The sequence below is a fragment of the Kitasatospora sp. NPDC088134 genome (genome assembly GCF_044741705.1).
GTDB lineage: Bacteria > Actinomycetota > Actinomycetes > Streptomycetales > Streptomycetaceae > Kitasatospora.
Window position 1 is genome coordinate 77,089 of the sequence record NZ_JBIUTD010000032.1, and the last position, 12,142, is coordinate 89,230.

The 12,142-nt window shown below is 74.4% G+C and carries 9 protein-coding genes and 1 pseudogene; 4 read left to right on the top strand and 6 right to left on the bottom strand.

Going from position 1 to position 12,142, the window contains the following annotated elements; genetic code table 11:
• Nucleotides 1-129: 129 nt before the first annotated feature.
• The 3 genes from ACIOHG_RS33340 to ACIOHG_RS33350 form a co-directional block, all read right to left on the bottom strand.
• Nucleotides 130-1,488 carry a GNAT family N-acetyltransferase gene (locus tag ACIOHG_RS33340; RefSeq protein ID WP_400956196.1) on the bottom strand — a complete coding sequence of 453 codons (1,359 nt, stop codon included), beginning with the start codon at nucleotides 1,486-1,488 and terminating at the stop codon, nucleotides 130-132.
• A gap of 105 nt (nucleotides 1,489-1,593) precedes the next feature.
• Nucleotides 1,594-3,033: a pyridoxal phosphate-dependent decarboxylase family protein gene (locus ACIOHG_RS33345; protein WP_400956198.1), complete on the bottom strand. Its 1,440-nt coding sequence runs from the start codon at nucleotides 3,031-3,033 to the stop codon at nucleotides 1,594-1,596.
• 65 nt (nucleotides 3,034-3,098) lie between these two features.
• Nucleotides 3,099-4,211, bottom strand: a complete 1,113-nt coding sequence (locus ACIOHG_RS33350; protein ID WP_400956199.1) for a hypothetical protein — start codon at nucleotides 4,209-4,211, stop codon at nucleotides 3,099-3,101.
• 282 nt (nucleotides 4,212-4,493) lie between these two features.
• Between ACIOHG_RS33350 and ACIOHG_RS33355 the strand changes: the two genes are divergently transcribed.
• Together ACIOHG_RS33355 and glmS are read left to right on the top strand one after the other, a co-directional pair.
• Nucleotides 4,494-4,799, top strand: a complete 306-nt coding sequence (locus tag ACIOHG_RS33355) for a hypothetical protein (RefSeq protein WP_400956200.1) — start codon at nucleotides 4,494-4,496, stop codon at nucleotides 4,797-4,799.
• A gap of 95 nt (nucleotides 4,800-4,894) precedes the next feature.
• The gene (gene glmS, locus ACIOHG_RS33360) at nucleotides 4,895-6,736 is read left to right on the top strand and encodes a glutamine--fructose-6-phosphate transaminase (isomerizing) (RefSeq protein WP_400956202.1); all 1,842 of its coding nucleotides are present in this window, start codon (nucleotides 4,895-4,897) and stop codon (nucleotides 6,734-6,736) included.
• Nucleotides 6,737-6,775: 39 nt separating this feature from the next.
• Here the strand turns inward: glmS and ACIOHG_RS33365 are convergent, their stop codons facing one another.
• The gene (locus ACIOHG_RS33365) at nucleotides 6,776-7,879 is read right to left on the bottom strand and encodes a calcium:proton antiporter (RefSeq protein ID WP_400956203.1); all 1,104 of its coding nucleotides are present in this window, start codon (nucleotides 7,877-7,879) and stop codon (nucleotides 6,776-6,778) included.
• 106 nt (nucleotides 7,880-7,985) lie between these two features.
• On the opposite strand from ACIOHG_RS33365, the gene ACIOHG_RS33370 reads away from it, so the two are divergent.
• The gene (locus tag ACIOHG_RS33370) at nucleotides 7,986-8,828 is read left to right on the top strand and encodes a polysaccharide deacetylase family protein (RefSeq protein WP_400956204.1); all 843 of its coding nucleotides are present in this window, start codon (nucleotides 7,986-7,988) and stop codon (nucleotides 8,826-8,828) included.
• Nucleotides 8,829-8,974: 146 nt separating this feature from the next.
• Here ACIOHG_RS33370 and ACIOHG_RS33375 read toward each other — a convergent pair whose 3' ends face one another.
• Nucleotides 8,975-10,285 carry an MFS transporter gene (locus ACIOHG_RS33375; protein WP_400956206.1) on the bottom strand — a complete coding sequence of 437 codons (1,311 nt, stop codon included), beginning with the start codon at nucleotides 10,283-10,285 and terminating at the stop codon, nucleotides 8,975-8,977.
• 81 nt (nucleotides 10,286-10,366) lie between these two features.
• Between ACIOHG_RS33375 and ACIOHG_RS33380 the strand changes: the two genes are divergently transcribed.
• Nucleotides 10,367-11,311 carry a winged helix-turn-helix transcriptional regulator gene (locus ACIOHG_RS33380; RefSeq protein ID WP_400956208.1) on the top strand — a complete coding sequence of 315 codons (945 nt, stop codon included), beginning with the start codon at nucleotides 10,367-10,369 and terminating at the stop codon, nucleotides 11,309-11,311.
• Nucleotides 11,312-11,318: 7 nt separating this feature from the next.
• Here the strand turns inward: ACIOHG_RS33380 and ACIOHG_RS33385 are convergent.
• Nucleotides 11,319-11,919, bottom strand: a pseudogene (locus ACIOHG_RS33385) (DUF6629 family protein).
• Nucleotides 11,920-12,142 lie beyond the last annotated feature (223 nt).

Here is a 12,142-nt window from a genome sequence, read left to right on the forward strand (position 1 = left end):
TGCCTCAGCCTACCGACTCCCGCCCGCACACTTGAGCAGGGGCGACATCGCGCGGTCGCGCCTCCCGGCAGCACCCGGCCGCGCCTCCCCGGCGCGGCCCGTCCGCGCGGTGCCGCCCCCGCCCCGCCGTCAGCGCGCGGCCCAGGGCGCGGGCAGCTTCTCGGCGGCCTCCGCCAGGTGCGCGGTGATCACCAGGGTGCCGTCCTCGACCTGGTAGTCCAGCGGCGCCGAGAGGCGGCGCATGGTCGAGATCAGGCCCGAGTTGGACGCGGTGGTGACGGCGTAGACGGTGCCGACGCCGGACTCCAGGGCCAGCGCGGCCATCCGGCGGACCAGGTCCACGCCCAGGCCGCGGCGCTGCCAGGCGTCCTCGACCAGCAGCGCGATCTCCGCGCCCTCGTCGTCCCACATCAGGTGGGCCAGCGCGACCAGCCGGCCCTGCACGGTCTCCACGGCCAGGGTCTGCCCGTGCCGCGGGTCCAGCAGGTGGTCCAGGTAGCGGTCGGCGTCCCGGACCGGCCCGTGGTAGCGGCGGCGCAGCGACTCCGGCGAGCAGCGGGCGTGCATGGCGACCGCCGCGGCCTTGTCGGCGGGGGTGGCCCGACGGACCGTCAGGTCGTCCCCGGCCGGGCGGCTGATCCGGGCCGCGACCTGCGGGACGCGCGGGCCGAGCACGGTGTCCAGCTCGACCAGGGCGCGGGCCCGGGCGAACTCGGTCGGGGTGAAGGGCAGGCCCGGCCGGGACAGCTCCAGCAGGTCGCCGCCGGGCAGCGGCAGCCGCATCAGGTCCCCGTCCGCCCCGGCGGGCGTGGCGGCGCCCCGGCCCGGGTACTGCCGGATCGCCGTCCGGCCGAACAACTGCCGCAGCGCGACCGGCAGTTCGGCCGCGTCCAGGGCGGTGCGGGTGGCCAGTGCGAGGACCTGCCGGGGCACGTCGACCAGCTCGTGGGCGTCGGCCCGGTCGGTCCAGATGTCCCAGCCGCCGCCCGCGGCGACGGCCGCCACCAGCTCGGCCCGTGGCAGCGACTTCGGGGCCCGCACGATGAACTCGTCCACGGTGCAGTCCGGCAGCGGGTGGGCCTGCATCGAGACGATGTTGACCCGCCGCTCGGCCAGCGCCGCGCAGACCCGGGCCAGGCTGCCCGGCGCGTCCGCGACGCTGGTGCGCAGCCGCCACAGCGCGGTGGGCTCGGCCTCGTCGTTCACCGCCCCACCGCCCGGGGGTGCGGGCGCGTCGGGGCCGGGCGGCCCGTGCGGGTGCCGGTGCGCGAGCCAGCCCCGGAACAGGGCGGTGCCGAGCATGGCCGCCGCCGAGGCGGCCAGCAGCACCGGCCCGTCGTGCCCGTGCACGACCACGTTGGCGACCAGGTCGGCGGCGGCGACGGCGGCGAACACCGCCGCCAGCTCGACCGTCTCCCGGCGCCAGCGGTGCCCCCGGCCCGCCCCGCGCTGCCTGCTCTTCTCGTGGGTGTACGCCATCTCGTCCATGCCAGCATGGTGGCGCTCCGCTGTTTCACGATCACGAATGTCCCGTGACCTGACGGTTAATGTCTCCGCGGAGCCCCTCCGGATCGGCGCTGATCCGCCCCCGCGTCAGTTGGACGTCCGGGCCCCGGCCAGGAGTTCCGCTCCGGCCGACTTCACCTCGTCGAGCAGCAGCCGCAGGTCCGCGTCGGTGGTCGCGGCGTTCAGCAGGCAGGCCCGCAGCATCTCGGTGCCGTGGTACACCGCCCCGGTGACGAACACCTTCCCGCGCAGCTGGACGGCCACCGGGAGCTGCGCGTTGATCCGCTGCACGGTGTCCTCGTCGACCCCGGCCGGGCGGTAGCGGAACGCCACGATCGAGGTCTCCACCGGCGCCAGCAGCTCCAACTCGGCGTCCGCGCGCACCTGTTCGCCCAGTCGGCGGGCCTGCCCGGCGCAGTGCGCGACGTCCCGGGCGACGCCCGCCCGGCCGCGGTGCGCGATCGACGCCCACACCTTCAGCGAGCGGAACGGCCGGGTCTGCTCGGTGCCGTACTCGGAGAACCAGCCCAGGTCGCCCGCCGCGTCGTCGCGCAGGTAGGACGGCACCAGGCTGAAGGTGCCGCGCAGCTCCTCCGCGTCCCGGACCAGCGCGCACCCGCAGTCCACCGGCACGCCCAGCCACTTGTGCGGGTCCAGCGCCAGCGAGTCGGCCCGGTCCATGCCCGCGTAGCGGTGCCGGATCTCCGCGTCCAGGACGCCGAACGCCCCGTACGCGCCGTCCACGTGGAACCACAGGCCCTCGGCGGCGGCGAGGTCGGCGATCGGCTCGAACGGGTCGACGGCGCCGGTGCCGACGGTGCCCGCCGAGGCCACCACCAGGAACGGCAGCAGGCCGGCCGCCCGGTCCTCGGCGACGGCCCGGCGCAGCCCGTCCACCACCAGGTGCCCGTCGGCGTCGGTCGGCACCACCCGCAGGTGCCGGGAGCCCAGGCCGAGCAGTTCGGCGGCCTTGCGCACGCAGCTGTGCGCCTCGCCGGTGACGTAGCCGACCAGCGGCGGCATCCCGGCCAGGCCGTCCGCCCGGACGTCCCACCCGGCGGCGCGGGCGGCCCGGTTGCGGGCCGCGGCCAGGCAGACGATGGTCGCCATCGAGGTGCCCGAGGTCAGCAGGCCGCCGCCGGCCGGGTGCGGGAAGCCGACCAGCTCGGCGATCCAGCGCACCACGGCCCGCTCCAGGTGCACGTCGGCGTGGTCGCCGCCGGCCGAGCTGGGGTTCATCGCCGAGGCCGCCAGCGCGGCCAGCACGCCGGCCGGCTGCGGCGCGGAGTTCACCCAGCCGAAGAACCGCGGGTTGCCGTTGCCCATCGGGTGCGGCATCACCCGCTCCTCGACGGTCTTCAGCAGGGCCGCGAAGTCCGTTCCCTGCTCGGGCAGTTCGAGGTCCAGCAGCGCCGAGCGCGCCGCCGGGTCCATCGGCTGCCAGACCGGGCGGTCGGGCAGCGCGTCGAAGTAGTCGGCCACCAGGTCTGCGGCCGCCCGGGCGGCCGCGCGGAAGTCGTCGTTCACACGGGCATGCTAAACGCGCAGCTCACGGTGGGGGAGGGCGGACCGACGGGCGAGACGGCCCGGGATCAGTCCAGGGTGGTGGACAGGCCGCCGGCCGAGCGGCAGTAGCCCTGGATCTCCTTGTTGGTGATCTTGTTGCAGAGGCGCCCGGCCGCGCCGCCGTCGGTGTAGTTGACGGTGTAGTAGGAGACCAGGCCCTGGGTGCAGGCCTTGCGCTGCCAGCCGTCCTTCGCGGTGGCGCACTGCTGGGCGGCCCAGTCCTCGCGGTCCAGGTTGTACTTCATGGTGCGCGAGCCGACGCCCCGGGAGCAGTCGTTCGCGCCGCCGGACGCCTGCCCGTTCAGGCACCACTTCAGGGCGTCGGCGAACGCCTCGGGGTGGTTGGCGTAGTCGTGCGAGGACAGGTAGAAGGTCGGCGCGTAGAAGAAGCAGGCCGACTGGTAGAGCGCGGGCTGCTCGGGGCACGGGTACAGCGGGTCGGCGGCCAGCTTGTCGGCGGGGAGGTTGGCCTTGGCCTTCTCGTCCTCCTCGTCCGGGGCGAACAGCTGCATGAAGACGCCCTCGGAGCAGGTGATCCGGCGGCCCTGGCTGGGGAACTTGTCGCACAGCGCGCGGGCGGCCGGGATGTCCTGCTTGGTGACGAACATGATGCCGTGGCCGACGCCGTGGATGCACGGGCCGGTGTTGGCCGGGGCGCACAGGGTGAGGATGTCGTGCTGCGGGTCCTTGGAGTTGGCGAGCATCTCCTCGACCGCGCCGTGCAGGTAGCCGGCCGCGCAGGTCTCGTGCGGGAACGAGATGACCTTCTGGAAGTCCTGGTGGTAGCGCTGCACCGCGGCGTGCCCGAGCTCGTGCGCGATCGGGTGGCAGAACCGGACGGTGTACGGCTTGTCCTTGGAGATCTTGTCCAGGTCGGCCAGCGCGACGCCCGGGTCGGTCGCGTCCATCTCGGCCATCAGCTTGTTGCGCAGCGTGCTGCGGGTCCACACGGCCGGGTCGCCGGTGGGGGAGGGGGAGCCGGCGGCGCTCGCGGGCGCGGCCCCGGGCCGGGCGGCCCCGCCGGCCGGCGCGTCCGCCGCACCGGCGGCCCTGGGCGTCCAGTCGGTCACCAGGACCGACCCGAGGCCGAGGACGGCCAGCAGGACGGCGGTGACGACGGCGAACACACGCGGTTGCATGACGGACGGTCCCCCTGTGATCGACACGGACGGTGTGCGGCCCATCCTGCGGTGTGACCGCCGGAAACCCGGTCAGGGACACCGCGGAGCAGCCCGGTTGCCCGGGAATCGTCACCCGAACACCGTCCGCACACCGTCTTCCAACGACGGCCCCACATCATAGGTGCGCGGCCGGAGCGGCCGTGCGGCCGCCGTCCCTCAGGACGCGCGGGTGGTCCCCGCGGTTGCGCGGCGGTGTCGGAGCGCGCCGTGCTGCCCGAAATCGGGCAGGATCTTTGGCATATGAACATTTCGCGCCTAGGCTCCCGGGACGTGCCCGCCTCACCGCACCCTCATGACGACCTGCTCGCCCACCTCGCCCGGACCACGCCACTGGCGCCCGGCGAGGCGGCCCGGGTCGTGGCGGAGGTGCTGGCGTACTTCTCCGAGACCACCGAGGAGTACGTCCGCCGCCGCCACGGTGAGCTGCAGGCCAGGGGCCTGACCAACGATCAGATCTTCGCCCGCCTCGGCGGCGAGCTGACGGTCCGCCGGGTGGCCGCCCCGCAGCTGTCGGCCCGCCAGCTGCGGCGGATCGTCTACGGCTGACCGCCCCGGTGCTCCCTTGACCCGGCCCGGCCCCGCCCTCTTGCCACCCCGACCCACCCCGACCCACCCACCCGACCCACCCAGGAGTCCACGTCATGTGCGGAATCGTGGCCTACATCGGCCCCAAGGACGCGTCCCCCTTCCTGCTGGAGGGACTGCAGCGGCTGGAGTACCGCGGCTACGACTCGGCGGGCCTCGCCGTGATCGCGCCGGCCACCCGGACCGCCCCCGCCCGGCTGAAGGTCTGCAAGGTCAAGGGCCGGGTCGCCGACCTGGCCGCCGCCGTCCCCGCCCGCTTCAAGGGCTCCGTCGGCATCGGCCACACCCGCTGGGCCACCCACGGCGTCCCCTCCGACGCCAACGCCCACCCGCACACCGACAACGAGGGCCGGATCGCCGTCGTCCACAACGGCATCGTCGAGAACGCCGACGAACTGCGCGCCAAGCTCACCGCCGACGGCGCCGTCTTCCGCTCCGAGACCGACACCGAGGTGCTCGCCCACCTGATCGCCGCGCACCGCGCCGACGGCGGCGAACTGGAGGACGCGGTGCGCGCCGCGCTCAAGCTGGTGGTCGGCACCTACGGCATCGCCGTCCTGGACGCCGAGCAGCCCGACCGGATCGTGGTCGCCCGCAACGGCTCGCCCATCGTGCTCGGCATCGGCGAGAAGGAGATGTTCGCCGCCTCCGACGTCTCCGCGCTGGTCCGCTACACCCGCCAGGTCGTCCACCTGGAGGACGGCGAGCTCGCCACCGTCCGGGCCGACGGCTTCCGCACCTTCACCGAGGACGCCCGCACCGTCACCCGGCAGCCCTCCACCGTCGACTGGGAGATCGGCTCCTACGACACCGGCGGCTACGCGCACTACCTGCTCAAGGAGATCCACGAGCAGCCCGGCGCCGTCGAGCGCACCCTCTCCGGCCGCCTCGACGAGCGCTTCGCCACCGCCCACCTCGGCGGCCTCAACCTGGACGCCCGCGAGCTGCGCGAGATCCGCCGGGTGAAGATCCTCGGCTGCGGCTCCGCCTACTACGCGGGCGAGATGGGCGCCCAGCTGATCGAGGAGCTGGCCCGGATCCCCGCGCACTCCGAGCCCGCCTCCGAGTTCCGCTACCGCAACCCCGTCATCGAGGCCGACACCCTGTACGTCGCGGTCAGCCAGTCCGGCGAGACCTACGACACGCTGGCCGCCGTCCAGGAGGTCAAGCGCAAGGGCGGCCGGGTGCTCGGCGTGGTCAACACCGTCGGCTCGGCGATCGCCCGCGAGTGCGACGGCGGCATCTACCTGCACGCCGGCCCGGAGATCTCGGTCGCCTCCACCAAGGCGTTCACCTCCACCGTGGTCGCCTTCGCGCTGCTCGCCCTGCACTTCGGCCGCATCCACGACCTGTCGCCCGCCGACGGCCGGCGGATCGTCTCCGCGCTCAAGGCCCTGCCCGGCCAGATCCGGGAGATCCTGGAGCAGGACGCCGAGATCGCCCGGCTGGCCGCCGCGTACGCCGACAGCCAGGGCATGATGTTCATCGGCCGGGTCCGGGGCTACCCCGTCGCCCGGGAGGGCGCGCAGAAGCTCAAGGAGATCTCCTACGTCCACGCCGAGGCGTACCCCGCCAGCGAGCTGAAGCACGGCCCGCTCGCCCTGATCTCGCCCGAACTCCCCACCGTCGCGCTGGTCCCCGACGACGAACTGCTCGACAAGAACCTCACCGCGCTCGGCGAGATCAAGGCCCGCGAGGGCCGGGTGCTGGCCGTCGCGCATCGCCAGGTCGAGCCCCGGCTCGCCGATCACTGCCTGGTCGTCCCGAAGAGCGAGCCGGAACTCGACCCGCTGCTGCTCAACATCCCGCTCCAACTGTTCGCCTACCACGCCGCGGTGGCCCTCGGCCGGGACGTGGACAAGCCGCGGAACCTGGCCAAGAGCGTCACCGTCGAGTAGCCACCCGACGACGGGACACGGCCCGTGCGCCCGTCGGGCTCACGGGCTGACGGCCAGGACCAGGTAGGCGCCCAGGATGGCGAGGTGGACGCCGCCCTGCAGCGGGGTGGCGCGCTTCGGGATGACGGTGAGGGTGCCGACCGCCACTGTCAGCGCCAGCAGGATCATGTGGTTGGCGCCCAGGCCGAGTTCGAGCGGGCCGTCCAGCCAGGTCGAGGCGATCGCCACCGCCGGGATGGTCAGGCCGATCGAGGCCAGCGCCGACCCCAGCGCCAGGTTGAGGCTGATCTGCACCCGGTTGCGGACCGCCGCCCGGACCGCCGCGATCGACTCCGGCAGCAGCACCAGCAGCGCGATCACCACGCCCACCACCGCGTTCGGCAGGCCCGCGGAGGCGACCCCGCGCTCGATCGTCGGCGACACGCCCTTGGCCAGGCCCACCACCGAGACCAGCGCCAGCGACAGCAGCGCCACGCTGGTCAGCGTCTCCTTCAGGCTCGGCACCTCCGAGTGCTCGTCCATCGGGTCGACCACCTCGCCCGCCGGGGTGACCGGCAGGAAGTAGTCCCGGTGCCGGACCGTCAGGGTCGAGACGAACAGCCCGTAGACGACGATCGAGGCCGTCGCGGCGAACACCAGCTGGGTCGTGGAGAACTGCGGGCCCGGCTTCGAGGTGGTGAAGGTCGGCAGCACCAGGCTGAGCGTGGCCAGCGTGGCGATCGCGCCGAACGCCGCACCGGTGCCCTCCGCGTTGAACACCGCCACCCGGTACTTGAGCGCCCCCACCAGGATCGACAGCCCGAGGATGCCGTTGCAGGTGATCATCACGGCCGCGAACACGGTGTCCCGGGCCAGCCCCGCGCTCTTGTCCCCGCCGTCGGCCATCAGCGTGACGATCAGCGCGACCTCGATGATGGTCACCGCCACCGCCAGCACCAGCGACCCGTACGGCTCGCCCACCCGATGGGCGATCAGCTCCGCGTGGTGCACGGCGGCCAGCACCGACGCCGCCAGGAAGCAGGCCACCAGCGTCACCACCGGCCACGGCACGTCGCGGTGCCAGGTCGCCAGGAGCAGCAGGAACGCCAGCACCGGGGCGACGGTCGTCCACTGCAGATAGTGCGGTCGAGGGGAGGAAGCCATACGGCCGAGCTTCGCAGATGGCACCGTTCCGGGCCGGAAGTGACACTCGTGGCGAAGGTCACGAAGACGGTGGAACGTGACGAATATGACCGGAACGGACGGAACCATGACGACACGTCGGACGGTGCTCGTGGCGGCCCTCGCCCTCGCGGCGGGCTGCACCGCCGCGCCCCGGCCGTCCCCGCGGACACCTGACGCCCCGTCGGCCGCCCCCGCCGCGTCGTCCGCCCCCGCCTCGGCCCCGTCCGCGTCGGCTCCTCCTTCTCGGGAGGAGGTCCTGGCCCGGTACGCCGGGCAGGTGCCGCAGCAGTGGGGGACCGACCTGCCCGGCGTGGTGGCGACCGTCCCCGGCGGGGCGCTGGCGCTGACCTTCGACGCCTGCGGCGGCCCCGGCGGCAACGGCTACGACGCGGAACTGATCGCCCTGCTGCGGCGGCACCGGGTCCCCGCCGCGCTCTTCCTCAACGCCCGCTGGATCGACGCCAACCCCGGCCCGACCGCCGAACTGGCCGCCGACCCGCTGTTCACCCTCGGCAACCACGGCACCGCGCACCGCCCGCTCTCGGTGACGGGCCGTCCGGCGTACGGCATCACCGGGACGGCCGACCCGGCCGCCGCGTACGAGGAGGTCGCGGGCAACCGGGCGAAACTCACCGCCCTGCTGGGCCACCCGCCCACCTGGTTCCGCTCCGGCACCGCCCACTACGACGACATCGCCCTGCACCTGCTCGGCGACCTCGGCGAACGCGCCGCCGGCTTCGCGGTCAACGCCGACGGCGGCGCCACCTTCACCCCCGCCCAGGTCGCTGCCGCGCTCACCACCGCCCCACCCGGGTCGATCGTCATCAGCCACTTCAACCACCCGACGTCCGGCACCGCCCCGGGCTACGCCCAAGTCCTCCCCCGCCTCCTCGACACCGGCCGGACCTTCACCGCCCTCCCGTCCTGACCGCCCGGGGCTTTGCGAGGGCAATCGGCCCGCTGTTCGTCTCCGCTGGGCGGGGCGTGCCCGGGCTTCGCCGTGCCGCAGCCGTCTCCGGCCTTCGGCCTCCGGCCGTGGGGACGGGGTTCTCCTCCTCGCCCCTGCTTCCCGCGTCAGGGGTTGAGGTCCTCCAGGCGGTGGGCCGTGCGGAGGCGGGAGGTGAAGGCGATGGCGACCGGGGCGGCGGTGAGGGCGCAGGTGAGGGCGAGGGCGGTGCGGGGGTCGGTGAGGGAGGCGGCGGTGCCGGCGGTGAGGGCGCCGACGGGGATCGCGCCCCAGGAGACGAACCGGACGGTGGCCATCACCCGGGGCAGCAGCTCGGCGGGGACGCTGCGCTGACGGTGCGTCCGGGTCAGGACGCTGAGCACCACCACGGAGCCGCCGAAGCCCGCGCTGCCGAGCGCGAACAGCAGCAGGCCCGCCCCGGGCGTGGCGAGCGCCATCAGCGGGGCGGTCAGCAGGCCCGCCAGGACGGCGTACCGCAGGGCCCGCGCGCTGCCGAAGCGGGCGTCCAGCCGCGGGGTGAGCGCCGCGCCGAGCAGGCTGCCGACGCCCTCGGCGGCCATCAGGACGCCGACCAGCCCGGCGGGGGCGTGCAGGGTGCGGACCAGGAAGAGCGGCGTGACGGCCAGCAGCGCGCCGCAGACGAAGTTGACGCCGGTGGCCTCGGCGACGCACGGGCGCAGCACCGGGTGCCCGGTGACGTACCGCCAGCCCTCGCGGATCTGCTCGGTGACGGAGCCGGGTGCGCCCGGCGCGGTGCGGGCGGCGGCCGGTCGGGGCAGGGTGCGCAGCAGTGCGGCGGAGAGCAGGAAGCTGACCGCGTCCACCACCAACGCGGCCGCCGCGCCCAGCAGTTGGACCAGGATGCCGCCGAGCGACGGCCCGGCGAGCTGGTTCACCGAGTGGGTGGCGGAGGTGAGGCTGTTGCGGGCGGTCAGCTGCTCGCGAGGGACCACGGTGGGCAGGAAGGTGGCGTTGCCGACGTCGAAGACCACGCTCGCCAGCCCGGCCAGCAGGGCGGCGGCCACCAGGTGCGGCAGGGTCAGCGCGCCGAACGCGGCGGCCAACGGGACGGAGCCGATCGCGGCGGCGCGCAGCAGGTCCATGGCGACCTGGGTGCCGCGCAGCGGCAGCCGCTGGACCAGCACCCCGGCGGGCAGGCCGATCAGCAGCCAGGCGGCGAAGCCCGCGGCGGTGACCAGGCCGACCTCGACGCCGCCGGCGTGCAGCACCGAGACGGCGGTCAGCGGCAGCGCGACGGTGGTGACGGCGTCGCCGAGGCCGCTGACGGTGGAGGCCGTCCAGTACCGCCAGAACGCGGCGGCTGCGGCGGGGCTCGCGGCGGGCCCCGTGGGCCCCGAGGCGGGTTCCGCGGGCTCCGGAGGCGCCTCCGATGGACGGGTGGTGCCGGTGGTGCTCATGTGTTCCCCCTGCTCACCTTGTGAGTTCCCAATGGGAACTCACTATAGGGGGTGCGCCGCCGGGAGTGGCACAGTGTTCCCATGCGCTACACCGACGTCGGCGACACCGACTGCTCCATCGCCCAGGCGCTGTCCGTGGTCGGCGACTGGTGGACCCTGCTGCTCGTTCGCGACCTGGCGGGCGGCACCCACCAGTTCGACGCCCTGCACGAGGCGCTCGGCATCAGCCGCAAGGTGCTCACCGCCCGGTTGCGCGCCCTGGTCGAGGACGGCGTGGTCGAGAAGCGCCTCTACCACGCCCACCCGCCGCGCTACGCCTACCACTTGACCGAGAAGGGGTGGGGCCTGCTCCCCGTCCTGGTCGCGCTCCAGGACTGGGGCGGGCGCCACCTGCTCGGTGACGGCAGCCTCACCGCCACCACCGACCCCGACTCCGCCGAGAGCCGCCGCGTGCACGCCCTGCTCGGCACCCGCCTCCCCGAACTCGCGCTGCCCGCCGCCTCGGAGAGCGCCCGTCCGGCCCTCGTCGACCCGGTCGCGGCCACCCCCTGGACGGTGCTCTACTGCTTCCCCGGCGCCTACGCCCCCGGCGCCCAGGGCCACCCGCCCGGCTGGGACGACATCCCCGGCGCCGTCGGCTGCACCCTGGAGTCCTGCACCTACCGCGACCGGCTCGCCGACTTCACCGCCCGCGGCGCCACCGTCCACGGCGTCTCCACCCAGCGCCCCGACCAGCAGGCCGCGTTCGCCGCCCACCAGGCCCTCCCGTTCGGCCTGCTCTCGGACGCCGCGCTGCGGCTGACCGGGGCGCTGCGCCTGCCCACCTTCCGGGCCGGCGGCGCGGACCGGCTCAAGCGCCTCACCCTGCTGCTCGACTCCCGGCGCACCGTCCGCGGCGTGCTCTACCCCGTCCCCGACCCGGGCGGCTCGGTGCAGGACGCGCTGGCGCTGATCGACGCGGCGGAGCGGGCGGACGAAGCGCTGCGGTCGGATCCGGTGCGACGGGTTGACTCAGCATCAGGATGACTTGGCGTCAGGGCGACTGTGGGGGTGGGGGTTTAGCCCATCCCAGCAGCAGGACCGAGGCGACGGCCGCCAGGGTGCACCAGGTGGAGACGAAGGCCAGCCGCCACAGCAGCGCGCAGCCGACCGCGCCCAGCCCGACGACCGCGCCGAGCAGGCGCAGCCGGGCGTCGCCGGAGCAGAGCAGCGCGCCCAGGACGGCCACCAGGTAGCCCGCCAGCAGCACCGCCCGCCGGGATGCCGATCGCGTACCCGACGGTGTGCCCGTGCACGTGCGCCGTCACCGGGTGCCGGACCAGTGCGAGCGCGAGCGGGACGGCCACCGCCGCGCCGAACACGGTGAACGCGGCGGCCGAACGCCGCCGGGTCGCGCACCACACCGCCGCCGGAACGTACAGCGGCAGCAGCGGCAGTGCGATCACCGCCCACACCGTGCGCGCCCAGCCCCAGCCCGACCAGACGCCGGCCTCCACCAGTTGGTGCGCCCCCAGCAGCAGCGGCAGCGCGGCCAGCGGCAGCCGTCGGGTCGGCCCGGCCCGCAGCACCGCCGCGACCCCGACCGCCGCGACGGCGCCGCCCGCGATCAGGTCGGCCTCCGCGCTCCAGCACATCCGGCCAGGCTAATGATCCGACGATCCGCCGGGTCGATGGGTCGACGGAAACACCGTAGGTTCGCCCGACCGTACGAAGACCTTCCCGTTCCGTTGCCCGACGGTCCGTCAGTAGGGCAGTAGGGCATTAGGGCGTGTATCTGATTGTGATCAAGGATTGGGCTTGGTGAGGTCCTTGATCCATATCATCGAGGCCCGGAGGTGGAGGCCGGCGAGGTAGCTC